The sequence below is a fragment of the Flavobacterium bomense genome, from assembly GCF_003970355.1.
The window spans coordinates 1-26,429 of record NZ_RYDJ01000018.1; the positions used below are offsets into that span (position 1 = coordinate 1).

Sequence of the window (26,429 nt, forward strand, 5' to 3'; positions counted from 1 at the left end):
GCTCAAAAATGACTCTTAAAATACAGATTTACAATAATTTCAAAGAACTTGTTTTATTTTTTAGTGGACACTAGTGATCCTATATATAAGGTGTCATGAGAAACAACTAAATATTCTGGTTTTATTATCTTCGCGTTAGGGATAGTAGTGGAAAGCCCGCAAGAAAGTGGAGTGAAACACAACTTTATGAGGACTTGTAGCGGATAGCCCGACCGTTTATAAAAAAGAGAGGCTACTATCGATATTGATAATAGCCTCTCTTTTTTATAAATGGGAACGCACTAATGATAATCTAATCGAAACGTATGGCTTTGACTGGAGAAATTTTAGTTATTATATAGGACGGAATTAATAATACAAAAAAACAAACGGTCACAGTAAGTAGGTTTAGCACTAGGATATATCCCCAATTTAAATAAACTGGTGCTTGGTTTACATAATAGTTTTCTGGATTCAACTGGATCACGCCAAATTGTTGCTGGAGTAACAATAGTGCTATTCCGATTAAGTTTCCCCAGAAAAGCCCTCTTACGATAAGATAGAAGGCATTATATAGAAATATTTTCCGGACGGACCAATTATTGGCTCCCAACGCTTTTAGGATTCCTATCATTTGGGTTCGTTCGAGAATTAATACTAATAGTGCAACCACCATGTTGATTGTGGCCACAAGAATCATGACAACTAATATAACGATGATATTAAAATCGAATAGCTGAAGCCATTCAAATATATAGCTGTATTTTTCTAGTATGGTTTTACTATCTAATGTAGAAGCTGTTTGTGCATAGACTTGTTCTCCGGTAGCTTCGATAGTATTAAAATCGTCAACAAAAACTTCGAAAGCACCAATTTGATCTGGAGTCCATTTATTGATACGCTGCATGTGACGAATATCTCCTATTATATAGGTTGCATCGAATTCCTGAAAACCGGAATTGAAGATTCCTGTAATTTTAAATCTCCGAATATTGGGCAACTGATTTTGATTTTCTTTGATGAAGAATGTATTGAACAGATCTCCTACTTTCAAATTCAACCTATTGGCAAGGAATTGAGACAATAACACTTCTTGATTCACATTTTTTGAATAATCAGGTAATTTGCCTGAAACCAGATACTCTTTTATATTATCCCATTTGTAATCATTGCCCACTCCCTTGAAAATAATTCCTTCGAAAGCGGTTTCGGTTCTAATAATTCCTGCTTTACTGGCAATGGCTTGAATATGCTCCACTTCAGGAACAGCAGTAAATTTTGGATAAAAATCTTGTTTTTTAGAAATTGGAACTACCGTGACTTCGGATTGATTGTTGTCATAATTGGAAATAACGATGTGTCCGTTGAAAGCCGCAACCTTCTCTCGGATTTTTTGTTGCAGTCCAATTCCTGTCGCTACCGAAATAATCATCATAATCATACCAATTGCAATTGCTGAAATAGCAATTTTTATAATTGGAGCAGATATGCTACTTTTATAATCTTTAGCAGTTATGAGTCTTTTGGCTATGAAATATTCTAAATTCAAAATTTATAGTTTGCAACAAAGATACATAAAGTTTTTTGCCACAGATTAAACAGATTTAAACAGATCAAAAATAGTACTATGAAATATTTTAGCTATACTTACCTCTTATTATTGACATTAGTTGTACAATCCTCTTGTGGAAGTTCTACAAAAAACAATCAGTATAGCAGCAGTACGGATAGCTTGCCAAAAATCCATTTCCAACCATTTTTTAGACCACATCAAATACCAATATTTAAAACGGGAGCCGATAATTACGAAAAATATATTTCTCTGTTAGAAAATAAAACAACAGGAATTGTAACCAACCAAACGGGAATTCTATCTGACAAAACCCATTTTGTTGATTTTTTACTTTCCAAAAATATCAATGTGCAAACTATTTTTGCTCCAGAACATGGTTTTCGTGGCACTGCTGATGCGGGAGAACATGTGGTTGATGGAAAAGATTCTAAAACCGGGCTGCCAATTATTTCTCTATACGGTGATAATAAAAAACCAAAACAAGAACACCTCGCTGGAATCGATATCATGATTTTCGACTTGCAAGATGTAGGCGCACGGTTTTATACTTACATCTCCTCGTTACATTACATCATGGAAGCTTGCGCTGAAAACAACATTCCGCTTTTAGTTCTTGACAGACCAAATCCGAATGGAAGTATAGTCGACGGTCCAATTCTTGAGCCAGAATTTACCAGTTTTGTAGGCATGCATCCAATTCCTTTGTTTCATGGAATGACAATTGGCGAGTATGCTAAAATGATTAATGGAGAGAAATGGCTGAAAAATGGCATTCAATGCAAATTGACCGTTATTCCGTGTATTAATTACAACCGAAAAATGAATTATAGTTTACCTGTAAAACCTTCACCGAATCTTCCAAATGATCAAGCCGTGAATCTTTATGCAAGTTTGTGTCTGTTTGAAGGCACAAATGTAAGTGTGGGTCGTGGAACTGAAAAACAATTTCAGATTTATGGTTCTCCGTATCTACCAAAAAGTGATTTTAGTTTTATACCCAAACCAAATTTTGGCGCACAAAATCCAGTTTACAATGGCGTGAAATGTTATGGGGAAGATTTATCAACACATACAAAGGTCAGTAAACTAGAATTAAAATGGTTGATTCAAGCCTATCAAAGCACAACGGAAAAATCGAAATTCTTCAATCCTTTTTTTACCAAACTTGCAGGAACTAAAAAACTGCAACAGCAAATAGAAAATGGAATTTCCGAAAATGAAATCAGAAAAAGCTGGCAGAAAGGACTTATTGAGTTTAAAGCAATGAGAATGAAATATTTGATATACTAATTCTCACCCCCCTTCCGATCCCGAAGTTTCGGGACGGGACTCTACAAAGCAGAGGGAGACAAAATAGAAAATTTTTAAAGCGGCATTTTCTTTTTCATTTCCTCTACAATATTAAACGCTGCCGGGCATATCGCTACGTTTTTCAGGGTTAAGTCTGTAATTTGTTGGAATTTTTTTCGATCCGTATGCGGGAATTCTCTACACGCTTTTGGACGTACGTCATATATCATGCACGCATTTTCATCATCGAGAAAAGTACAGGGTACACTTTGCAAAACATAATCTCGGTCTTCATCGATTTGAAGGTATTGCTGGATAAACTGTTGTGGCTTTTGGCGTAGGTATTTTGAAACACGCTCAATGTCGGCATCCGTAAATAATGGTCCCGTAGTTTTACAACAATTAGCACACTTTAAACAATCCGTTTTCTTGAATTCAGCATCATGCAAATCTTGCATCACGTAATCCAAATTCTTTGGTGTCTTTTTTTTCAGCTTATCAAAATACTTTTTGTTTTCGATATGCTTATCTTTGGCTTCCTTAGGGAGATTGTTTAAAATATGTTTCAAATTTAAAGTTTAAAGTTGGAACCACAAAAGTAACAAACTTGAATCCTTTAACCTTAAACTTTAAACAAAAAAAGATGAAAGACCTTTTTGGCAAAGCCATACTTGATTTTCAAACCAATAATTCACCCGAAGATTTAATTACGGAAACTACAATATCTGAAGAAGATGAAATGAGCGTTGCCTACTTGTTTCGTTCTTATGATGAAATGCCCCAAATGGAACAAAAAGCGTTACAACTTGCCAAAGGTAAAATCCTGGATGTTGGCTGTGGCGCAGGAAGCCATAGTTTATCTTTGCAAAACGAACGCAATCTAGACGTAACCTCTATTGATATTTCAGCAAATGCTATCCAGGCATGTACCTTGCGTGGATTGAAAAAAGCAAAAGTTCAAGATGTACTGACATTAGAAAATGAAAAGTACGACACCATACTCCTATTGATGAATGGTGCGGGAATGTGCGGTAAACTTAAAAACATCCCGAATTTCCTTTTAAAACTAAAATCATTATTGAATCCCGGCGGACAAATTCTATTAGACAGTTCTGATATAATTTATATGTTTGATGACGATGAAGATGGCGGAAAGTGGATTCCTTCCCAAAAGGAATATTATGGAGAAATCGTTTTTAATATCTCCTACAAAGGCGAGAAAGAAAAACCATTTGACTGGATGTTCATTGATTACAACACTTTGCAAAATGCAGCTTTAGATAATGGACTAAAATGCGAGTTGATTCTTGAAGGCGAACATTTTGATTATTTAGCAAAACTTTCCATTTAGAAAACACATAAAACTACTTAGTATGAGAAATTTAGCGGTGGAAAAATTACGTTATCCTATTGGGAAATTTATCAGACCCGAGATCTATTCAAGTGAATATCTCCATAATAAAATAAAAGAAATCGCAAGTTTTCCAGAACGATTGAAAAACGAAGTCATTCATTTGACAGAGGAACAACTCGAGACACCATACCGTCAGGATGGCTGGACGATTCGTCAAGTCATTCACCATTGCGCCGATAGTCACATGAATTGTTTCGTTAGAATTAAATGGACATTAACTGAAAATAAACCGCTAATAAAAGCGTATCACGAAGATTGTTGGGCAGAATTACATGATAATTTAACGATGCCCATTCAACCCACACTTTCATTTCTTGACGGATTGCATTTTCGTTTGGCATATATAATGAACAGTCTTTCTGAAGCAGATCTTGAAAAATCTTTTATACATCCCGAACATAATACCGTTATTCAATTGAAGGAAATAATTGGAACCTATGCTTGGCATGGAAACCACCACTTAGCGCATATTACCGAATTGAAAAAAGAAAAAGGCTGGTAGTATAAGGAGCTATTTCCAGCTATTCGCTATATCTTTTTTTCTCATTAAAAAAATGAGAAAAAAAGGATGTCGCTACTATCTGGGCTAGGGAATCTGCTAACAAGAAGTAAGCCTTCCGAAAATTAATCAGTATCTGTTTTAATTCAAAACCCCAAACAGCACTTGCTATATGAGGTTTTTAAGTATTAAGGAATATTCAAATATTTATGTGTTTGCAACGAGACACGCCATTTTGGGTTGTTCATTACATAATCAACAATTAACGGAGTCATTTCTTCTTTTTTACTCCATTCCGGTTGAAGAAATAAAATAGCATTCTCATTTACCTTATCAGCTTGCTCTTCGGCAAAAATAAAATCATGTTTATTGTAAATAATCACTTTTAATTCCTGTGCGTTATCATACACCGTTTGAGTTGGTAATTTGTTTTTCTTTGGCGACAAACAAATCCAATCCCAAGTTCCTGTAAGCGGATAAGCCCCAGAAGTTTCTATGTGCACTTTTCTATCACTATCTTTTAGCTTTTGTGTTAGCAAGCTCATGTCCCACATCAATGGTTCACCACCAGTAACCACAACAGTTTCTGAATATTTACTTGCATTGGCAACAATTTGATCAATACTAGTTGGCGGGTGTAGCTCCGCATTCCAGCTTTCTTTAACATCACACCAATGACAACCTACATCACATCCGCCAATTCTAATAAAGTACGCAGCTGTTCCGGTATGGTATCCTTCCCCTTGAATGGTGTAAAATTCTTCCATTAAAGGAAGCATTGCACCTTTATTAACTTCTAACTGTATTTCTTTTGATAACATTCTTTAATTTTAAAGTGCAAAGATAGTTAATTAGAAAAGGAGTCCATTTGCAAACACAGACTAAAATGATAAACTTTCAATAAGCCAAAAAAGGCGTGTATTAAACCGTTTTGAAATAATTAATCCAACTCTGAATACAACGATCCTAAAATAGGAGCACAAAAAAACCGATAGCCAAAGACTATCGGTTTTTGATATTGAGACAAATTCTTATTGTTTCAAAATTTTTATTGACTCTGTCGCATAATTATTAGCAGGGTCTAATGCTAATGTTTTTTTAAAATATTCAATAGCTTTAGGCTTGTCTGTATTAGCAAAACTGGCTGCCATATTATTGTAACATTCAATAAACTTAGTTTTTACTGCAGGTTTTGCTATTTCCTCAGCACCTAATTCCATTGTTTTTAAAAGATAATCTTCATAATTTTTCACCATCAAGTCATCTTTTTCAAGTAATCTATTGGTTCTTGCTTTATACAAGTATGCTTCTAAATAAGTAGGAGAAGCAACTAATACTTTATCAAAAGCAGCATCTGCTTTTGATAAAGCAATTGCATCTACTTTTTCGCCTTCCTTTTTGTTAATATTGGCATAGTAATTCGCTAGACCAAAATAGACGTTGTCATCCAGATAATTAGTAGACTCAGGAGAACTGGCTCCAGATTCAAATACAGCTGCAGATTCTTTGTATAGTTTTTGAGAAAATAATTTTTTACCAATATCACTCAAATCTTGAACCGCTAATGGCTCCATTTCGATTGCTTTTTTAAGACCTTTCATTCCTGAATCAAAAGCAACGGAGTCTATAGCTAATCCATCTTCGCTAGTCCCTTTTTTTATTTTAGTCAAACCTAAATACAAATAATCTTTAGCGATTACTTTATTAGTTGGGGAAGCGATAAAACTTTCCAATGATTTCAATGCTAAATCAACATTTCCATTTTCATAAGCCGCATATCCTAAATAACGATAGATTCTTGGATTAACTTTGTCCAATTCGATCATTTTGTTAGCTTCCGCTTCCAGTGCAACATAATCCTCTATCAAGATTAGAAAATCAGCTCGACGCATTCTAGAGTTAATCGAGTAATCGGTTAAAGCCATATATTTATCGTAATAGCCAATTGCTTTTTTATAATTCACAGCCGCTTGAGAAGGTTTATTACGTGCAATTTTATAATAAGTCTCCGCTAATTCTCTATACACTGGTCCATAGTTAGGATTAATAGCAATAACCTCTTCATAAGCTTTTAAAGCTTCGTCATACGATTTTGCTCCTTTAAGCAAAACACCCAGTTGCATTTTTGCTCTTAGCAAAGAATTATCTGCTTGAAAAGCACTTCTATAAGCTACATAAGCTTCATTTTGTTTGCTATCACCATAGTAAGCATCACCAAGGGCAAGCTGTAACTGTGCATCATCTGCATTTTTTATGGCAGCGCGATTCAAAATAGCGATTGCATTTTTATAATCGGGCTTTTCAGCATTCATATAGGCTCTTGCTTGGTAAACGTACTCTGCAAAATCCTTTCTTTTCATGTCTTTGGTGGCCAATACAAATTTTGCTTGAGCTGCCGCAACATCATTGTTATCTAAATCCATTTGACCTAAGCCAATGTAATTCAAATTAGCTTCATCAGAAGCTGTTAATCCTTTTTGGAAATAAATTTTGGCGGAATCTTCTACATTTTGAGTAAGATATACATTCCCTAAAGTAAAAAAAGCAGCTCCATTAGATGGATTCTCCTTAATAATTGATTTTAAAATTGCCTTCGCACTTTCGAACTGTTCTGCATCGATCGCTTTTTTTGCTTGATCAATATCTTGCGCTTGACTTGCAAATGCCGATGCTAATAATGCAACACTAAACGTTTTTAATTTATTCATTTTCATTGTAGTTAATTTAATTTTTATCATTTTGGCTTTTAGTTATTGTAAATTTCCTCGCAGGAATACGTATAGGTAACAACCCGGATTTTAAAATTATTCTTTGTCCTACATCTCCACCAACGAATGAAGCGAACCCCATTCCTAGGCCAGAATAACCTTGACAATTAATTATATACAAATCACGTGCCAAAGGGTATTTTTTTTCTGCTATATTATTTTGCGATGGCAAGTAGGATTCATTCCCTGCGAGACCCGTTACTCTTAAAGCATTCACATTATCAACATACTTTTGCATCGCTGGCTGTGGCTGAGATAGCCAATTGACACCAACAACACCAATCATATCTGAATTTTCTGAAACATATTTTATCACTTCATCATTCGTTTTAAAGGAGAAAACCCCACTTTTAGGAATACTCTCAATCTCTGCCAGAGATTTCATATAGCGCACCGTACTTGAATTCAAATTGTCAAAAACCAATCCTTTAATTGATGGAGTAGACTTTCCTTGCATAAAACTTACGACCTCTTCAAGAGAGATTATCGAGTCTTGCATATTCTTATTAGCAATAAACGCAATGGCATCTGTAGCAAATGGCGTTATTTTAGGGTTAATTTTTCTGGATTTAAAAATTTTCAATTCCTCCGCTGTCAAATTTCTAGACAAAATCGCTATAGCTCCTTTTTCATTAAATAAAGAGTTTAGGACTTCAGACTCCGATTTTGAAACAAGCTTTATCTTAGCCTCATAATTATTCTCAAATACTGCTACCTGATCTTCTATTATAGGAGACAACGTTTCATCAACAAAGATCGTTGCAGTACCTTTCAAAATAGTCTCCTCTTCCTTTGACGTATTGGATTGATTACAAGAGTAACCTAACACTAGCACTAAGAAAAAAATAAAATATGGAAGTTTAACAAATTTTTTCATAAACTAATTATTATTATCATTAATAATTCGGAAGAATCTAAATGAAGCATAAGCTATAAGTAAGATTCCGAATGCGATTCTATAAGCTGGAGACATATCTAAAGGAAAATTCTTCATGAAGATAATGAATAAACCTAATACCAGATATACCAGAAAAAACAAAATTCCTAAAACGAGAAGAAATCGCTCTTTGAGCGATTTCTTCTGAATATTAATACGTATGCTCTTTAACATTAATTTGCCGTTTGAATTGTAATTGGTAAAGAATACAGCACTCTGACTTTTTTACCGTTTTGTTCACCCGGACTCCATCTAGGAGACTTTTTCAAAACACGAATCGCCTCTTTCCCTGTACCATAACCAATATCTCTAATTACTTTAATATCGGTTAAAGAACCATCTTTCTCTACTACGAAAGTAACATATACTTTACCATTCAACCCGTCTTCTTCAGGAGTTTGATAATTATTACCCACATACTTGTAAAATTTCTCTATCCCACCTGGAAAATCAGGTTTAACCTCAATCCCGGCAGTGTTGTAAATTTGGTTATCTACTTCTTCTACTACTGCAGCAGTTCCAGTGCCTACTGGCTCTACAGTCAATACTGCATCTGGATCTCCTTTGATAGTAACTGCACCTAATTTTTTATCTTTTATTTCGACAGTTTTAGGTGGTTCCTCTGTAACTTCCTCCGCTTTAGCCACGACTGGTTTTACAAACTTCACTTGATCCACTTTTGGAGGTGGCGGTGGAGGTGGTGGGATATTCTTCTTTATCTCTTCCTTTTTAGGGGGCAATTTAATTGTAACAATTTTATTATCTAAAGTTTCATCTGCTTCGGTAGAATCAGGTAGTAAATTTAAAATAAGCGGCATACTGACTGCTAGCGCAAAAACAATTGCACCAAAAATAAGCGCTCTAACTGCAGTCTTGTTATTTGATTTTCTCAGTTCGTAAGCGCCATACGCCTTATTACGTCCCTCGAATACAATATCAAGCCATTGGTTTGTGAATATATCTAATTTCATTTTTCTTAATTATTAGGTTATTGAGTAGTAAGAAAATCTTATTTATCTTCTAACAATTTTAATTCCTCTGGAGAGAAATCATTTACAATTGCATTTGAAGGTACTCCCACAATATTCATCTCATCTAGTATATCTACTAAATTACGGTAGCTTGACTTTTTACTTGGTTTAATAATTACGATTAACCCTTTGTCTTTGTTACCCGTGTATTCAACTACTGATATTTTTCTTTTCAATAATTCTTTACGAATACCCTCTTTACCATAAGATATATCTTTAGGACCAGCAATTGGAGTTGCCAATAAACCCATATAATAAACCATTTTGTCATTATCACCTAACATCACCGTCAACGTACGATTTTCGTCAACTTTAATAGGCTTTTCTTTGATTTTATCATCTTCCTTATCTGGCAAACCCAAGCTCATAGATTGAGGTTTAGACAGGGTCGTGGTAAGCATAAAGAACGTAATCAATAAGAATGCCAAATCCACCATAGCAGTTAAATCTACTTTAGAATTTGCTTTTTTACTTCTTACTTTTCCACCTTTTTTGCCTCCACCGTCGCCGGTATTTAATTCAGCCATTTTAGTGTATGTGTTTTAATTATTTTTCTGTTGCTCTTAGACCAGTAACTAAACTAAAGTTATTGATTTTTTGATCCTGTAAAATATCCATTACTTGTTTAATAGCAGGATACTCTTCTTTTGCATCTCCTTTAATGGCAATTTGCAATTCTTTGTCGTTAACGTCAATATTTGCTATGCGAGAATTGTAGATCCAATCTTTCAGCTGATTGTCCAATGAATCTTTAGGGATCCCAGGTTGCAGCCCCGCTTTATTGCGTTCCGAGGTTTTCATTCCAATCAACTGCTTTAGATTTGTAATTGGAACTCCTACACCTTCCATTAAAGCAAAAGTTTTAGTTTCCTCCTCTGTAAAGGTAACTCCGTATTTTTGACCCATTAATTCAAGTGCTTTTATACGAACTTCTCTTCCTTTTAGGTCAAAGAATACTTTCCCTTTCCCGATAGTTATTGTAGCCAAATCAGTATCTGGCAGCTTGGTTTGAGTAACTGAAGCGGGCGTATCTACTGGCAATGCTTCCGGTATCTTTGCTGTAGCTGTCATTACAAAGAACGACAACAAAAGGAAAGCGACATCACACATTGCAGTCATATCAGTAGACCCTGCTTTCTTTTTCATTTTTATAGCCATTAATATATTTTTTAATATTTACAAGAAAATAGATTCCGTTTTCCAACTATCTATTTTCTTGTAAATTAAATTATTAATTATTTTTGTGTACTTCTGTAGTGTCTGTAAGTATTAACAATTGTGTTACCTGCCTCATCAATAGAGTAAGTCAAATCATCAATTTTAGAAGTAAAAAAGTTGTAAGCTACAATTGCTAAAGCAGAAGTAGAAATACCTGTTGCAGTGTTGATAAGTGCTTCAGAAATACCATTTGCAAGAGCAGCTTGATCCGGTGTACCAGCAGCAGATAATGCACTAAATGCTTTAATCATTCCTGTTACTGTACCTAACAAACCTGCAAGTGTACCCAATGAAACCATTGTAGAAAGCACAGTCATGTGTTTCTCTAACATTGGCATCTCTAATGAGGTAACCTCTTCAATTTCTTTGTGAATAGTTTCTGCAGCAGCTTCGCTATCAAAGCCTTCTCTTTTAACTTCTTGATATTTCAATAAAGCTGATTTTATTGGATTTGCAACAGAACCTTTTTGTTTGTCACATGCAGCGATAGCCGCTTCAATATTACCACTTTTAATATCGTTTTGTACATTTTTCATAAAAAGATCAAGATTTCCTGTACCTGCCGCTTTTGATATTACAGCATAACGTTCAAATGAGAACACAACAACCATTAACAACAAACCTAATAATACTGGTACAATAGGACCTCCTTTGTATACCATTGCCAACATATTACCTGGTAGTGGATGACCTGTATTAACGCCGCCTTCAAAATTAGCACCATTACCCATTATAAAATTCCAAATCAACCATCCTACAAATACACATGCCACAATAATGATTCCTGAAATCATTCCTCCTCCGTTTGCCGCTTTTTCTTTTTTAACGTTTGCCATTTTTTTAATTTTAATAGTTTTAAATAATTTATTTTAGTTATAATAAACTTGTAGTGGAGCAAATTTATATTTTTAGTTCAAATAAAAAAACTTTTTTTAATTTTATTGTCATTAATTTTATTTCAAACAAACATTTAGCAATTTACTCATTGCATATATATCAAAATCTACAAAGAAATCATCCGTTTTACAAAAAAAAAAATACATTTTTAAGAAATATTAACATAAATTTTCAATAACCGTTTAAAAGCAGTCAAAAATATATATTTTTATTATTAAGAGGCAAAAAGCAGGAAAACTGCATTATACCCCATAATTTCCTATTTTAGGATACTAATAGCAGCTTACAAATCCTTTTAATTCAAACTTATCATGACCAGAAAAGAAGATTTTATACAAGACATAACGCGTGGGTACCTTTCAAAAGGAGAGAGTATGACTTTGGAGGAGTACTATTAGGCGGAGAAGCTCTAGCAAATGCACCCATAAAAATTCCCTTAAAAACCTTAAACCGTCATGGGTTAATTGCCGGAGCTACTGGAACGGGGAAAACCAAAACGATCCAAGTTCTTTCATAACAACTATCCTCTTTTGGGATTCCTGTTTTAATGATCGACATAAAAGGCGATTTTAGTGGTATTGCTAAAGAAGGGAAATAAAAACCATTTATAATTGAAGGCGAGACCGTGGTTCTTACAGCAGGACAGTCCATAAAAATAGAGAAGAATACCCGTGTGCACTATTCCGATCCTTTTGATGAAGTCTGTGAATATTTAGCTATTTGCAAACCTGCATTTTCTTTAGAAAAAGTTAATAGAGCAGACTAACCCTTATATAATTTGTATCTTTATACTTTCCATAAAAAAAGTATGAAAGTTCAAAAAAAAATTATAATAGTTGGCGCTGGCTTTGCTGGATTGCGTTTGGCTCAAGATTTAGAAAATACAGATTTTGATGTTTTACTGATTGACAAAAACAACTACCATCAATTTCAACCCTTGATGTACCAGGTAGCCACAGCAAGGCTTGAACCTGCCAGTATCTCATTTCCGTTACGAAAAGTATTTCAGCATTCGAAAAATGTCCGCATTCGAATAGCTGATGTGCTTCGTATTGATCCAGAGCACAAAATAGTACAAACCTCTATTGCTGATTTTGAGTACGACCATTTGATAATTGCCTTTGGATGCACGACTAATTATTTTGGAAATGCTGAAATAGAAAAATTTGCATTTCCCATGAAATCGGTGCCGGAAGCGATCCAACTTCGCAACCAAATTCTACAAACTTTTGAAGATGCCTTAATTGCTTCACCAGAAGAGCTACAATCGCTAATGAACTTTGTGATTGTTGGCGGAGGCCCTACCGGAGTAGAACTTGCAGGAGCTTTGGCAGAAATGAAAAAAAATATTTTGCCAAAAGATTATCCGGATAAAGATTTTTCGAAACTCACCATTTATATTCTTGAAGGATCTCCGAACGTATTGAACCCAATGAGTGAAGATTCCCAAAAAACGTCTCGTAAATATCTGGAGGAACTAGGTGTCATTGTAAAAACGGATACTATTGTAAGCCATTACAACGGTAAGACCGTAAGCCTGCAAAACGGAGACACGATTGCATCCAGAAATGTGATCTGGGCAGCAGGAATTACAGGAAACACCCTGGAAGGCATTCCCAAAGAAAGTATTACCAGAGGAAATCGCTATCTTGTTGACCGATTTAATAAAATAGAAAATCTCGAAGACGTGTATGCCCTTGGTGATATTTCATTCATGGCTACTCCTAAATATCCCAATGGTCATCCGCAAGTAGCCAGTGTTGCTATAGAACAAGGAAAAGTATTAGCCACAAACTTCAAACTAAGTCTAAAAAACAAACCTCAAATCGAATACGAGTATCATGATAAGGGTTCTATGGCTACAGTAGGAAAACGAAAAGCGGTGGTCGATTTACCAAAATTTAGTTTCCAAGGAAGATTGGCTTGGTTTACCTGGATGTTTATCCACCTTATGTTGATTTTGAGCGTCAAAAACAAACTTTCTATTTTTATCAATTGGACGTTCAGCTATTTCAATAATGACAGCACCTTACGAGTCCTACTGAAACCGGCAACAAAAGATAAATAACACCAAAAAGGACTCTGAATAGAGTCCTTTTTTTATTTTAATAATTCTAAAATGGTCTTTTCAACTACTTCTGAATCCCAGATTTCTTTGATATTTTCCATTTTTAAAATTTCTTCCATAATTGCATTTTGATAATCACCTATAGCCAACGCTTCTGTATAAGGCCGATCACTAAATGTTACACGACTGTATAGCGGAATCCATTTTTCAGGGTGCTTGTCTGAAAATGATTTTTCAATTTTCTTTTGCAAAAGGAAGTTTTCATCTGCAGTCTTAGAGCTCATTTCTAAAAAATTTCGATAGGAAAGCTCTGCAATAGCATCGGCATTTTGTTTACGGGATTTTTGATATTCGGAAAAAATAGATTTCCAATCATCTCCGTACTTTTCAATCATTTCATACAGCACTGAAATATCTTCAAAACCGGCATTCATTCCTTGTCCGTAAAAAGGTACAATGGCATGACTCGCATCCCCAATCAAGGCAACCTTATCCTCATACGTCCAAGGAAAACACTTCATGGTTACTAATGTACTGGTTGGGTTCCGGAAAAAATCTTCTGCTAATTTTGGAATAACATCAACCGTATCCGGTAAATTTTTTTCAAAAAAAGCTTCTACTGACTTCCTGTCCTTTAAGGAATCAAAGGAATTTTCTCCTTCAAAGGGCATGAATAAAGTACAGGTAAAGCTTCCGTCTAAATTGGGCAAGGCAATCAACATATATTCTCCTCGTGGCCAGATATGAAACGAATTTTTATCCAATTTATGTGATCCATCCCCGTTTGCCGGAATATTTAATTCTTTATATCCAATAGGTAGAAATTCTTGCGAATAATCGAACATACTCTGGCGCTGCATGCGGTGACGAATTCTTGAAAAAGCACCATCAGCGCCAAAAACCATATCGTATTTTTTATCTTCCCATGCACCTCTTTCGGTTTCGCCTATATGAAGCGTGGCATTTTCTAGAGTTACATCCCAAATTTTGTGCTCAAAAAAGAACTCTGCTCCTGCGGCTTCCGCCAAATCGATCATTTTTCGGTTTAAAATTCCTCTCGAAATTGAATCAATGGATTCGCCTTCCTGACCATAATTTTGAAAATTAAGCTTATCCACTAAATGAATTGCCCGTTTTTTCATGGGGATTGCGATCGCTCGAACAGCATCACCTACTCCAACTCCATCTAAGGCTTTCCAGCCGCGATTAGACATCGCTAAGTTGATAGAACGTCCTGAAAATTGTATCTTCCTGATATCTGGACTTCTATCGTAAATATGAACAGTATGACCTGCTTTACGAAGGTAAATAGCTAGTAAAGATCCGACTAGTCCAGAGCCTACAACTGCTATTTTTCGGGGAGTTTGCATTAATTTTTTATAAAAAGTTAGGCAAAATTACTGATTTAAAGTTTTAATAACTTTAAAAAACAATCATTTTTTATAGGGAATAAACACCAATTTTGTAGAAGTCCTAACAATCTCCTTTTCGTTCAGTTTCATTCTTCTGAATTTTCCTGAATTATACAATTCCGCCTGATCGTTATAATGTGCACTGAATGGATTTCCGGATTGTCCCGTTGGCAAAATGGCCCAGCTATTTTCAATGTCTGAGAAATCAATAATTCTTCGTGTTGAAGGCCCGCCTTTTACTTGATACTGACCCGTTTCGGTATAATCAAAAAACAAATTATTAATCACTTCCGTTGAACCTGAAACTTCAAATGGACCAACATTAAATATAGTTCTTAAAGCTGCAATTTTACCCAACGGATGCTGATGTTCCAGAGTATGTACTTTGTTCCAGGTCCAAGCTGATACGGAATTGCCCAATTGTTTTTCTAAAGCAGCAATCGATTCCTTGAACGATAGCGACACGATTTCTCGCCTTGTTTCCGAATGGTTTTTTGTATTGATATTATCCCACCACAGTGAGTTTTTGTTTTCAAGTTGTCTGGCGATCATTTGCTTCATGATATGCGTGCCTAAAAACTGCTTGAAATTAGCAGCTCCCAGTTCGTCCTCAAAAGTATTTTTTAAATAATTAAAAATCCATTTATTATAGATTGTGGGTGCTACATCATCCAGATTATTAGAACCTTTCCATTTTTTCAAAACAGCAAAGGCTTCTTTTTCATTATTTGAAAGCGTAGTGTAATCCAGATTCGAAATTAAACGTGCTACAACGTCAGGCGCAACTGGTGATGTATTATCAAAAATCATGCTGCCCACAGTTGCCTTATTCCATTTTGTTTTTTTATTCAATAATTGCGTGATTCGTTTGGCTCTGTCTTCAGGAAGGTAATAGCCCGGATACAAAAATCCGTCTATTGCCTCTGGTTGATTATTGGCTGAATACACGTAATTCCATTTTGGATTCACCGCTGAAGGATTTTTGGAGAAATCCAAATATTCCTTGATATCGTCTTTCCCGCTCGCCCCATCCAAAATAAAATTCGGATTCACGCCTTCATTATGCTTGTATAATTTTCCTGTTGCCCACCATGCAATATTTCCTTTGGAGTCACCATACATAACATTCAGTCCCGGTGCGGCTATCAGAGCCACTCCTTTTAGAAAATCTTCCTTGCTTTCAGCGTGCGAAAGCCTATACACTGCGTCCAGAATTCGTATGGGTTGTTGGGTATAAATCCAAGACATTGCCACTGGTTTGTCCTTATCCAGCCCTACAATTAAGTCATTCATGATAGGCCCGTGACGACTCACTTTTACATTCAAAACCACATCAGTAGAATCTTTTATTTTTATAATTTTTCGGCGAATTTCATAATTCCTATACCCCGTTGGCGTTTTGTAAGAGGTCGCATTTCCAGGACTATTTTCTTCTTGGTACAAATCAATATCATCATTTTCAAACATGGTTAATCCGTACGCATAGTTACGGTTATGTCCCAATAATGGGAATGGAGTACCTGCTAAATAGCAACCGTACAATTCAAAATCCGGAGTTACTAAGTGCGCTTCATACCAAGTTGCGGGTTGCGAAAACCCAATATGTGGGTCATTGGCAAAAATCACTTTTCCTTTTTTAGTTTTCTTTGGAGAAAGAACCCAGCTGTTGCTTCCTATAAAGGGTGGGATAGGGGATTGGTCTAAAAGTGAGGCTACTGATTTTGAAATAGCAGCATATTCCTGTGGCTTATGTTTTGCATTTTTTATTTTTGTGGTATTAAATGAACCGTCAATGCCAAAATCCTTGAGATAGTCCATTCCGTACTTGTTCCGAATATCCGTCAACAAAGGATCTGACTTATGGGCCATAGCAAAACTAAAAGACATGTATCCAAAAATATTGTAGACGTCTTTTATGGTAAACTTTTCTTTTTTGACACCAACTAAACTGAATTCTATTGGCGTAGTTCCCTCTGCCATATATTGGTTTATCCCGTCTAAATAGTCCATTGTCAATAGATAACTGGAACTTTTCTTATCTAAAGCTGCGATTGCTTTTGCGGAAGCTTCTTCGATTCCTAATCCGGCAAAAAACAGATCACTTTTCAATCCAACTGGTCCAAAAATTTCTGACAATCGTCCCGGAGCAATACGCCGCATCAATTCCATTTGCCACAATCGTTCTTGCGCATGTACGTAACCCAACACAACCATAGCGTCCCTTGAACTTGCCGCATAAATATGAGGCACTCCAAATTCATCAAAATAAACTGTGGTTTCCTTTCCAATATTTTTAAGTTTTAGTTCCCCTTCATAGGTTGGCTTTAAATAAAACCCATAAATCAGCACAACTATTGCTGAAAGAAACAATAAAGAAAGTAAAACCAGAAGGACCTTTTTAAGTGTTTGCATCTTTACATAAATTGGCAACAAATATATAAGATTTATAAGTCAATTAGAACAATTTACTTATAATGTGTTTGTTCAAAATTAATTCAAAATAAATAATTGAGCCTTATTTATTATTTTGTTTGATTTATTTCCATTTTAATTAAACAAAAAGTATATTTGTTCAAAAGTAAAAAGATGAAACATATTTCTCAAGAAGCTATTTCCAAAATGGAAAAAATTGAAAGACTGAATTTAATCAATTCGTGCACGGGTTATAAATCAGCGAATCTTCTTGCTACAAAATCATTGGACGGAAACACTAACGTAGCAATTTTTAGCAGTATCACACATTTAGGTAGTAATCCTGCCATAATTGGATTCATTATGCGACCCACAACCGTTCCCAGAGACACCTACAAAAATATAAAAGAGACTGGTTATTTTACGGTAAATCACATCACTGCTGACATGATTGCCGATGCGCATCATACCTCCGCAAATTATGATTTAGGCGTTTCTGAATTTGATAAAACAAGCCTGGAAGAAGAATACAAGACCAACATTGAAACTCCTTTTGTAAAAGGAAGCCCTGTGCAGTTGCATTGCAAATATCTAAATGAATATTACATCCAGGAAAACAATACAATTCATGTAATTGCAGCTATCGAAAATTTATTTTTTGAGGAGAAATTAATACATAAAGATGGGTGGTTACAAATTGATAAAGGCAATGTTGTGGCGCTAAACGGCCTTGATGGCTATTGTTTACCCAAACTTATCGACCGTTTTGAATATGCCCGAAAAGAAGTTTCTACTGTTTCCTTTTACAAAAAATAAAAATGAAAAAACTACGATTAATCCTTGGAGATCAACTCAATTTAAAACACTCCTGGTTGGTGGAGAAAGATCATAACACTATTTATGTGCTGGCCGAAATGCGTCAGGAATCAGCGTATGTAAAACATCACATCCAAAAAGTGGTGGCCTTTTTTATGGCGATGAGAAATTTTTACACAGCCCTACAATCACGAGGACATCAAGCCTTATATTTTCAAATTACTGATGGCGATAATCCTCAGGATCTAGAAAAAATTATTGCTTTCTGTATCGAAAAATATAAAATCGAAAAATTTGAATATCAATTCCCTGATGAATACCGATTGGACCAACAACTAAAAACAATTTGTTCCAATCTAAAAATAGAATCAGAAGCTTTTGACTCCGAGCATTTTTACACTACGCGTCATGACCTTTCCGATTTTTTTGAGGGTAAAAAGCTGTTGCTGATGGAAAATTTTTATCGCAGCATGCGTAAAAAACATCATTTGTTAATGAATGGGTCAACTCCTGTGGGAAATCAATGGAATTTTGATGCCGATAATCGCAAAAAATACAAAGGAGAAGTTCCTGTGCCTTCTGAAAAGAATTTTCACACCAATGTTTCTAAAGTTGTTGCCCAAATTAAAGAAGCTGGGATCATCACTTTTGGAAACATCGATTTAGATAATTTCAGTTGGCCTACTTCGCGCGAGCAATCGTTCGAGGTTTTAGATTATTTCTGTAAAAATCTGTTAAAACATTTCGGTGATTACGAAGATGCAATGCATACCGATGAAAAATTCCTTTTCCATTCTCGTTTGTCTTTTGCCATGAATAGCAAAATGCTTTCTCCAAAGGAAGTCCTCGAGACCGTGATTGCTTTTTATCATGACAATGAAATAGAAATAACTATCTCACAAGTAGAAGGATTTGTGCGTCAAATTTTAGGGTGGCGCGAATATATAAGAGGAATATACTGGAAAGAAATGCCTGATTATGCTAAAATGAATGTCTTGCAAAACAAAAACAAGCTTCCTGATTTTTTCTGGACAGGTAAAACCAAAATGAATTGCATGAGCCACGCGATTAATCAAAGTTTAGATGAAGCCTACGCGCACCACATCCAGAGACTTATGATTATTGGGAATTTTACACTACTGACACAAATTCATCCTGACGAAGTAGACGCTTGGTATCTGGGTGTGTATATTGATGCGATTGAATGGGTTGAAATGCCCAACACACGCGGGATGTCACAATATGCCGATGGCGGAATAATTGCCACAAAACCCTATGTTTCCTCTGGAAGTTACATCAACAAAATGAGTAATAATTGCTCTAAATGCCACTACAATGTCAAAGAGAAATTTGGCGACAAAGCCTGTCCCTTCAATACGCTGTATTGGAATTTCCTAGATGAGAAAAAAGAGTATTTCAAAGGGAACCAACGCATGGCAATGATGATGAATTTATTGAACAAAATGAATCCGGAAGAAATGTATAAAATCAAAGTTAAGGCGAACGAAATTATAACTAATATGGATTCCTATTAAACTAGATAGCGCTAAATAAAAAGGGGTGTTTAAATTCTTTTTGAACTTAAACACTCCAAGCTATATTGAAAAATCTATTTACTGTTTTTTACTATCTAAAATAGCGCCTGTACCTGCCCCTACTCCCGCACCGGCTAAACCACCTATTATAGCACCTTGTCCTTTTTTCTTACTGATGATTGCCCCTGTGGCAGCACCAACGCCGGCACCAATTACGGCTCCTTTTGCAGCACCACTCCAACCTTTATTTTTTGTAGTAGTCCCCGCTGTTTGTTGATCCACAACAACTACTTCTTTTTGAGTTTCTACTTTAGCTTCCTGGATTTTAACCATTTCTACCTGCATGGAGTCGATCACTCTTTGTTTTTCGATTTCAACTTTCATGGAGTCTACAGTAGCCTGTTTGGCTTTTTGAATGTCCATTTTTCCTTGATTTTGACAAGAAACAATACCTGCAGCTATTAGTATAAAATATAATGCTTTCATAATTTTAATTTTCATAATTAGTACCAATACAAAGAAAGGCTTAACCCTGTTAATTACGTTTATAAAATTAAAACTATTTTTTGTGTTATTTAATGCCCGTTTTAAGACTGAATTCCTGCTTTCAAAATTTGCCCAAATTGATATATATCCTCAAAAGAAGTATACAGAGGCACTGGCGCTAAGCGGATAACATTAGGTTCACGCCAATCCGTGATTACTCCATTTTGCATTAAATAATCAAACAAACTGCGGCCTTCCCCATGAAGCAATACGGACAATTGTGACGCTCTTTCTGTGGGATTTGACGGTGTTATAATTTCGAAACTACTATCCACTTCTTTGTCTATTTCGTGCAGAATGAATTCTAAATAAGAAGTGATCGCATCTCTTTTTTGGATCAAAGCATCCATCCCAATTTCATCAAACATGTCTACAGATGCTAAATAAGGCGCCAGAGAAAGTATTGAAAGATTACTAATTTGCCAGCCATCAGCGCCTTGAATAGGATCAAAGGTTTGTTCCATCTTGAAACGACGTTCTTTATTATGTCCCCACCATCCGGCAAATCTGGGTAACGCTGCATTGTTGTGGTGCTTTTTATGAATAAAACATCCAGAAGCATTTCCTGGCCCTGAATTCATGTATTTATAACTGCACCAAGCGGCAAAATCCGCATTCCAATCGTGCAATTCCAGCTTAATATTTCCTGCGGCGTGCGCTAAATCCCAGCCTACGTAGGCTCCCACTTTATGACCTGCAGCGGTAATAGTTTTCATATCAAATACCTGTCCTGTGTAATAATTGACTCCCCCAATTAAGACCAAAGCTAACTCATCACCTACTTCCTCAATTTTTGCCAACACATCTTCTAAGCGAATGTTGTGTTCGCCATCGCGACGCTTAATCTCAACAATTGCATCCTCGAGTTGTATCCCCAGGTTTTGGGAGTGAAAATCGACCTGACTTTGAAACATATATTGATCCGAAGGAAATGCTTTTTCTTCGCAAATAATTTTATATCTGGTTTGTGTAGGTTGGTAAAAGGAAACCATCAGTAAATGAAGATTTACCGTTAATGTATTCATCACGGTAACTTCGCTTGGTAAAGCACCAACAATTTTACTCAACGGATCTGCGAATCGTTCGTGGTAATCCCACCATGGTTTTTCACTGTAAAAATGTCCTTCAACAGCTAGATTTGCCCAATCATTCATGACTTCATCTACATACGCTTTGGTGCGTTTCGGCTGCAATCCTAAAGAATTTCCAGTAAAATAAATTACTTTTTTTCCTTGTACCTTCGGGAAAATAAATTCGTCTTGGTATTTGTGTAAAGGATCTTGTAAATCGAGGTGTTTTGCAAATTCAAGGGTGTTTTCGAAAATCATGATTTGTATTTTGTTTTGTAAAAGTAGTGAAAAAGCACCACTTTGAAAAAGGCCAACGTCGCATTGGATGAGGACAGAGAGAAAAGAAAAAACTATTTATCCGGCAAAAGAGTTATTGCCTATGAAATGATATTCTCTGCGGGAAATTTCAATAAAGATTTTGAAACTACTTATAACAAAAACGGAACTACGAGACAGCAAATTTTTACTGGATTCACGTTAACTCAAAGTGTGAGTATCCAATCTAAGGAAGTAAACAAAATTGAAGAATTATCGTGACAATCCCGTGAATTGATTAATTCTGGCGTGGAATATTAGTACATCAAACTGGCCGAACTAAAAATAAAATGATTGCTCAGGCAACTAAAGATGCAAGTATACGAGCCACGAGTATTGCTGAGAATGCAGACTCTGACTTACGAAATCTAAAAAAAAGCAGGTATCAGTGTTTTCAAATTACAATTTAAGGCTTCAGAATATATATTAAGTCGAGCGCAGTCAAAACTCAACGCGGTATCTCGACTGCGCTCGACTTGACAAAAAAATAGCTGTAACAAATTTATTCAGACACAAAATTGAGATGCCGTTTTAAAATTCTTTCTTTTACAAAAAAAGTCCTCACATATTCCAAACGTTTTGTGTGAGGGATGGAAGCGGCATCCTTTATTTTCTTTCTTTAAGAAAATAAAGATACAGCGTACAGCGCGACCCTTGGGGCACACTCTTATAAAACTGTGCTCGGAATAAACCAAAAAATCTCGCCATTGCTGACGAGATTTTGTTATTTAGACTGAAATGAATTCAGATTAGATGATCATCATTGCATCACCGTAAGAATAGAATTTGTATTCTTTTTCGATTGCTTCTGCGTATGCTTTTTTCATTAAATCGTGGCCACAAAAAGCGGAAACCATCATTAATAAAGTTGATTTTGGCGTGTGAAAATTAGTAATCATACAGGTGGGAATCGTAAATTCATGAGGTGGAAACACAAATTTATTTGTCCATCCGTCAAAAGGATTCAGCGTATTATGTGACGAAACTGAACTTTCTACGGCACGCATAGATGTTGTTCCTACGGTACAGATTCTTTTTTTATGAACTTTTGCGTTATTTACAATATCACATGCTTCTTGAGTGATTTTTAATTCCTCGGAATCCATTTTGTGTTTTGATAAATCCTCAACCTCAACCGGATTAAAAGTTCCCAAACCTACGTGAAGGGTTACTTCGGCAAATTTGATTCCTTTGATTTCCAGTTTTTTCATTAAATGTTTAGAGAAATGCAATCCTGCAGTTGGCGCTGCAACAGATCCTTCTTCTTTGGCATAAATAGTTTGGTAACGTTCCGCATCTTCCGGAGTTACGTCTCTAGAAATGTATTTTGGGATTGGAGTTTCTCCAAGTTCCGTTAATTTATTTCTGAATTCTTCATAAGAACCGTCGTAAAGAAAACGCAATGTTCTTCCACGAGACGTAGTATTATCTATCACCTCAGCGACTAAGGAATCATCATCTCCAAAATACAATTTGTTACCAATTCTGATTTTTCGGGCCGGATCTACTAAAACGTCCCAAAGTCTTTGCTCTGCATTTAATTCTCTAAGTAAAAAAACTTCGATTCTTGCGCCTGTTTTTTCCTTGTTACCATACAAACGTGCCGGAAAAACTTTAGTATTATTGAGAATTAAAACATCGCCTTCGTCAAAATAATCAATAACATCTTTGAACATTTTATGCTCTATAGTCCCTTTCTTACGATCTATAACCATTAGACGTGCTTCGTCTCTGTTTTCAGCTGGATATTCAGCAAGAAGTTCTTTTGGCAAATCGAATTGAAAATGTGATAGTTTCATCTTAAAAAGTTATAAGTTATGAATTATGAGTTATGTCCTTCGTCTGCGCTCAGGATGACAATCTTAATTCGAGTGTGCAAATATACGATTGTGAGATAGGCGTTGTCAAGTGTTTTGCAATTTATTTTTCCTCACACCAGCCCTCTCCAAAGGAGAGGGAAAAGGGAAACATCTTTTCGCCCAATGAATTGAGGGTTTTTTACGAAATTTCGAAACCTAAACTTTTTAAATCTTCCCAAAAATCCGGATATGATTTTGAAACGACTTCGGCATTTTCGATGATTATGGGTACTTTCAACGCTAATGGTGCAAATGCCATTGCCATTCTGTGGTCGTTGTAAGTTGCAATTTTAATGTTGTGATTGATTTCACTTGAAGCCAAAAGCGTCAAGCTATCATTGGTAACGGATATGCTCGCTCCGAGTTTTGTTAGCTCAATTCGTAGTGCTTCCAGTCTATCGGTTTCTTTAATTTTCAGGGTATGAAGACCTGTAAGATGGCAACCAATTCCTAATCCAAGGCAGGTAACTACTATCGTTTGGGCAATATCCGGCGTGTTATTTAGTTCAAGATTTAGAGTTTGAGGAATGAAATTCCCTTGTTTGGTAAGCGTCATTTTATTTCCTTCAAAATGCGTTTCGACGCCCATTTGTTTATAGATTTCTACCAAAGCCGAATCGCCTTGTAAACTGGTTTCTGTATAACTGGTCAATGAAATAGTAACATTTTCAGCCAAAGCAACCAAACTAAAAAAGTAGGAAGCCGAACTCCAATCGGATTCAACAGTCATTACTTTCGATTCCACTTCTTGTTTTGGATAAATAGTAATTACATTCCCTTCAAAACTGGTTTTAATGTCCAAATCATTCAACAAAGCCAGGGTCATTTTGATATAAGGAACTGAAGTGATTTCACCAACCAAAGTGATTTCAATACCGTTTTCCAGTTTTGGCGCCACTAATAATAAGGCCGATATGTATTGACTGCTCACATTGGCAGGAATGTTCACTTTAGAAGCTGTTATTTTTTGTCCTTTGATACGAATGGGCGGATATCCTGGTTCTTTCTCGTACGTTATTTTCGCACCTAATTGTTCCAAGGCTTCCACCAAAACTTTTATAGGGCGCTCCGTCATTCTTTGCGAACCAGTCAAAACTACTTCGCGGCTTTCGTTCACAGCAAAATAAGCGGTCAGGAAACGCATGGCTGTTCCTGCATGATGAATGTCAACTATTTCCTCGTTTCCTAGCAATGCTTTTTGCATGACTTCACTATCATCAGAGTTCGAAGTATTTGCCAAAGTAATGTTTGGGAATAAGGCCTGTAACAATAACAAGCGGTTTGTTTCGCTTTTTGAGCCAGTAACTGCAATTTGAGCTTGTAAATTGGATTGGGAAGTTTGTAACAGTAAATTCATTTTTGTAATTATGGGTTGTGAGTTATGAGATATGAATTATACTTTCATTTTTAACTCAAATAATTTTTGAGTCGCAATTTACCACTCCGCATTTATAATTCATAATTTATACTTCACAAATTATTTGAGTTTTTCATTGTTTTTGTGACGGTCTTTGTCTCGAATGGATTTTAGATCCATTTTTTTATCAAAGGCGGCTTGTAAATCAATTCCGGTTTGGTTGGCTAAACACAATACCACAAAAACTACATCGGCTAATTCCTCACCAAGGTCTTTGTCTTTATCGCTTTCTTTTTCGGATTGTTCGCCGTAACGACGGGCGATGATTCGGGCCACTTCCCCTACTTCTTCGGTAAGCTGCGCCATATTGGTCAATTCGTTAAAGTAACGAACGCCGTGTTCTTTGATCCAAGTATCTACGTCGAGTTGGGAATTTTTTAGGTTCATTTTTTTAGTTTTTTTATTTCTTTATCAAAATCAGAAATTATTTTCTGTGTTTTATTAAAGGCTTCATAGGCAGCGATTGCTTTTTTATCAGCTTGTATTTTAGAAATTTTCCCTTTACCATCCAAAACCTTATAATCATTAAAGTTTAGAAATTTATTCACACTTGTTGCCAATTGACTCATCGTAAAAGTATTCTCTCGCTCTATCAATCCTTCTATGTAATCAAAGTAACCCGTTACGGTGCGCTCCAATTGTTTAATTTCTTTTTCTTGTAAATAATTTTTGGCAACTACCACATCCGATTTCAAAACCCTTCCACTTGGACTGTTTTTCCAAGTCGTTAATCCCATATTTTCCTTTTCGGCGTCGGCAGTTTTGGCTATTATTTCGGCAGCAGTATTACCGGTTATAGCAAAATGAAATTTATTTTGAACTGTGGCATAGAAATTTTTTGTGATATCGGCATTGCTGTCATAGTCAATACTGCACTCAGCAAAAACATCCGTTACTTGCTGGTAAATTCTTCTTTCATTTGCGCGAATCGAACGAACTCTTTGCAATAATTCTTTAAAATAATCTTTTCCAAAAATTGCTTGACCCTGTTTTAAACGATTGTCGTCAAGCACAAACCCTTTTATAATATATTCTTTTAAAGTCTGGGTTGCCCAAATCCTGAATTGTGTAGCTTTGGTAGAGTTTACTCTATAACCAACAGAAATTATTGCGTCAAGACTGTAATGTTTTACTTTGTAGGTTTTACCATCTGATGCAGTTGCCGAGAAAACCTCGGTAACTGCATTTTCTTCTAATTCCTTACTTTCAAAAATATTTTTTAAGTGTAATGAAACATTGTCTGCACTGCAGTCAAACAATAACGCCATTGCTTTTTGCGAAAGCCATACCGATTCGTTTTGCAGTAAAACATCAACACGTATTTCTCCGCTTGGTGCGGTGTATAAAATAAATTTTTTTACGTTTTCTTCCAT

The 26,429-nt window shown here is 35.7% G+C and carries 24 protein-coding genes and 2 pseudogenes; 9 read left to right on the plus strand and 17 right to left on the minus strand.

Features of this window, described 5'->3' with window-relative positions; all coding sequences use genetic code 11:
* Positions 1–292: 292 nt before the first annotated feature.
* Positions 293–1,528: an ABC transporter permease gene (locus tag EKL98_RS13285; RefSeq protein WP_126457400.1), complete on the minus strand. Its 1,236-nt coding sequence runs from the start codon at positions 1,526–1,528 to the stop codon at positions 293–295.
* 78 nt (positions 1,529–1,606) lie between these two features.
* On the opposite strand from EKL98_RS13285, the gene EKL98_RS13290 reads away from it, so the two are divergent.
* Positions 1,607–2,842, plus strand: coding sequence for an exo-beta-N-acetylmuramidase NamZ family protein (locus EKL98_RS13290; protein ID WP_126562854.1), 1,236 nt, complete (start codon positions 1,607–1,609; stop codon positions 2,840–2,842).
* Positions 2,843–2,916: 74 nt separating this feature from the next.
* Here EKL98_RS13290 and EKL98_RS13295 read toward each other — a convergent pair whose 3' ends face one another.
* A complete protein-coding gene (locus tag EKL98_RS13295; protein WP_126555029.1) occupies positions 2,917–3,411 on the minus strand; it encodes a YkgJ family cysteine cluster protein in 495 nt (164 codons plus the stop codon).
* A gap of 74 nt (positions 3,412–3,485) precedes the next feature.
* Here EKL98_RS13295 and EKL98_RS13300 point away from each other — a divergent pair, with 74 nt between their 5' ends.
* Both EKL98_RS13300 and EKL98_RS13305 read left to right on the plus strand, forming a co-directional pair.
* A complete protein-coding gene (locus EKL98_RS13300) occupies positions 3,486–4,193 on the plus strand; it encodes a class I SAM-dependent methyltransferase (protein ID WP_126457402.1) in 708 nt (235 codons plus the stop codon).
* 22 nt (positions 4,194–4,215) lie between these two features.
* Entirely contained in the window at positions 4,216–4,758 is a 543-nt protein-coding gene (locus EKL98_RS13305) for a YfiT family bacillithiol transferase (protein ID WP_126562855.1), read from the plus strand.
* 185 nt (positions 4,759–4,943) lie between these two features.
* Here the strand turns inward: EKL98_RS13305 and EKL98_RS13310 are convergent, their stop codons facing one another.
* From EKL98_RS13310 to EKL98_RS13345, 7 genes are all read right to left on the minus strand, one after another.
* Positions 4,944–5,576, minus strand: coding sequence for a 7-carboxy-7-deazaguanine synthase QueE (locus EKL98_RS13310; RefSeq protein ID WP_126562856.1), 633 nt, complete (start codon positions 5,574–5,576; stop codon positions 4,944–4,946).
* 210 nt (positions 5,577–5,786) lie between these two features.
* Entirely contained in the window at positions 5,787–7,463 is a 1,677-nt protein-coding gene (locus EKL98_RS13315; RefSeq protein ID WP_126459001.1) for a tetratricopeptide repeat protein, read from the minus strand.
* Positions 7,464–7,479: 16 nt separating this feature from the next.
* Positions 7,480–8,400, minus strand: a complete 921-nt coding sequence (locus EKL98_RS13320; RefSeq protein ID WP_126562857.1) for a PstS family phosphate ABC transporter substrate-binding protein — start codon at positions 8,398–8,400, stop codon at positions 7,480–7,482.
* Between the two features lie 233 nt (positions 8,401–8,633).
* Positions 8,634–9,431 carry an energy transducer TonB gene (locus EKL98_RS13330; protein WP_126562859.1) on the minus strand — a complete coding sequence of 266 codons (798 nt, stop codon included), beginning with the start codon at positions 9,429–9,431 and terminating at the stop codon, positions 8,634–8,636.
* 38 nt (positions 9,432–9,469) lie between these two features.
* A complete protein-coding gene (locus tag EKL98_RS13335) occupies positions 9,470–10,018 on the minus strand; it encodes an ExbD/TolR family protein (RefSeq protein ID WP_126562860.1) in 549 nt (182 codons plus the stop codon).
* Positions 10,019–10,037: 19 nt separating this feature from the next.
* Positions 10,038–10,637 carry an ExbD/TolR family protein gene (locus EKL98_RS13340; protein WP_233589439.1) on the minus strand — a complete coding sequence of 200 codons (600 nt, stop codon included), beginning with the start codon at positions 10,635–10,637 and terminating at the stop codon, positions 10,038–10,040.
* Between the two features lie 89 nt (positions 10,638–10,726).
* Entirely contained in the window at positions 10,727–11,545 is an 819-nt protein-coding gene (locus EKL98_RS13345) for a MotA/TolQ/ExbB proton channel family protein (protein ID WP_126562862.1), read from the minus strand.
* A gap of 372 nt (positions 11,546–11,917) precedes the next feature.
* Between EKL98_RS13345 and EKL98_RS13350 the strand changes: the two are divergent.
* The 3 genes and pseudogenes from EKL98_RS13350 to EKL98_RS13355 form a co-directional block, all read left to right on the plus strand.
* Positions 11,918–12,198, plus strand: a pseudogene (locus tag EKL98_RS13350) (helicase HerA-like domain-containing protein); the annotation flags it as partial.
* A 6-nt stretch (positions 12,199–12,204) separates the two neighbouring features.
* Positions 12,205–12,372, plus strand: a pseudogene (locus EKL98_RS18605) (cupin domain-containing protein); the annotation flags it as partial.
* 42 nt (positions 12,373–12,414) lie between these two features.
* Positions 12,415–13,674 (plus strand): NAD(P)/FAD-dependent oxidoreductase, encoded by a 1,260-nt coding sequence (locus tag EKL98_RS13355; protein ID WP_126457408.1) that lies wholly within the window; start codon positions 12,415–12,417, stop codon positions 13,672–13,674.
* Positions 13,675–13,706: 32 nt separating this feature from the next.
* Here EKL98_RS13355 and EKL98_RS13360 read toward each other — a convergent pair whose 3' ends face one another.
* The gene (locus tag EKL98_RS13360) at positions 13,707–15,044 is read right to left on the minus strand and encodes an FAD-dependent oxidoreductase (RefSeq protein WP_126457409.1); all 1,338 of its coding nucleotides are present in this window, start codon (positions 15,042–15,044) and stop codon (positions 13,707–13,709) included.
* A gap of 63 nt (positions 15,045–15,107) precedes the next feature.
* Positions 15,108–17,498, minus strand: coding sequence for a penicillin acylase family protein (locus EKL98_RS13365; RefSeq protein WP_126562863.1), 2,391 nt, complete (start codon positions 17,496–17,498; stop codon positions 15,108–15,110).
* A gap of 174 nt (positions 17,499–17,672) precedes the next feature.
* Between EKL98_RS13365 and EKL98_RS13370 the strand changes: the two genes are divergently transcribed.
* Together EKL98_RS13370 and EKL98_RS13375 are read left to right on the plus strand one after the other, a co-directional pair.
* On the plus strand, positions 17,673–18,314 hold the full coding sequence (locus EKL98_RS13370) for a flavin reductase family protein (protein ID WP_126453105.1): 642 nt from the start codon (positions 17,673–17,675) through the stop codon (positions 18,312–18,314).
* 2 nt (positions 18,315–18,316) lie between these two features.
* Positions 18,317–19,849, plus strand: coding sequence for a cryptochrome/photolyase family protein (locus EKL98_RS13375; RefSeq protein ID WP_126562864.1), 1,533 nt, complete (start codon positions 18,317–18,319; stop codon positions 19,847–19,849).
* 78 nt (positions 19,850–19,927) lie between these two features.
* Here EKL98_RS13375 and EKL98_RS13380 read toward each other — a convergent pair whose 3' ends face one another.
* Together EKL98_RS13380 and kynU are read right to left on the minus strand one after the other, a co-directional pair.
* Positions 19,928–20,335, minus strand: a complete 408-nt coding sequence (locus EKL98_RS13380) for a glycine zipper family protein (protein ID WP_126457412.1) — start codon at positions 20,333–20,335, stop codon at positions 19,928–19,930.
* A 101-nt stretch (positions 20,336–20,436) separates the two neighbouring features.
* On the minus strand, positions 20,437–21,723 hold the full coding sequence (kynU, locus tag EKL98_RS13385) for a kynureninase (RefSeq protein ID WP_126562865.1): 1,287 nt from the start codon (positions 21,721–21,723) through the stop codon (positions 20,437–20,439).
* Positions 21,724–21,765: 42 nt separating this feature from the next.
* Between kynU and EKL98_RS13390 the strand changes: the two genes are divergently transcribed.
* Positions 21,766–22,002: a hypothetical protein gene (locus tag EKL98_RS13390; protein WP_126562866.1), complete on the plus strand. Its 237-nt coding sequence runs from the start codon at positions 21,766–21,768 to the stop codon at positions 22,000–22,002.
* 527 nt (positions 22,003–22,529) lie between these two features.
* Here EKL98_RS13390 and queA read toward each other — a convergent pair.
* The 4 genes from queA to EKL98_RS13410 all read right to left on the minus strand — a co-directional run bounded on the left by queA (position 22,530) and on the right by EKL98_RS13410 (position 26,429).
* A complete protein-coding gene (queA, locus tag EKL98_RS13395; RefSeq protein WP_126453091.1) occupies positions 22,530–23,579 on the minus strand; it encodes a tRNA preQ1(34) S-adenosylmethionine ribosyltransferase-isomerase QueA in 1,050 nt (349 codons plus the stop codon).
* Positions 23,580–23,778: 199 nt separating this feature from the next.
* Entirely contained in the window at positions 23,779–24,996 is a 1,218-nt protein-coding gene (aroA, locus tag EKL98_RS13400) for a 3-phosphoshikimate 1-carboxyvinyltransferase (RefSeq protein WP_126562867.1), read from the minus strand.
* A gap of 120 nt (positions 24,997–25,116) precedes the next feature.
* Entirely contained in the window at positions 25,117–25,443 is a 327-nt protein-coding gene (locus EKL98_RS13405) for a nucleotide pyrophosphohydrolase (protein ID WP_126453086.1), read from the minus strand.
* Positions 25,440–26,429, minus strand: a complete 990-nt coding sequence (locus EKL98_RS13410; protein ID WP_126562868.1) for a virulence RhuM family protein — start codon at positions 26,427–26,429, stop codon at positions 25,440–25,442. Before EKL98_RS13410 ends, EKL98_RS13405 begins: the two co-directional genes overlap by 4 nt.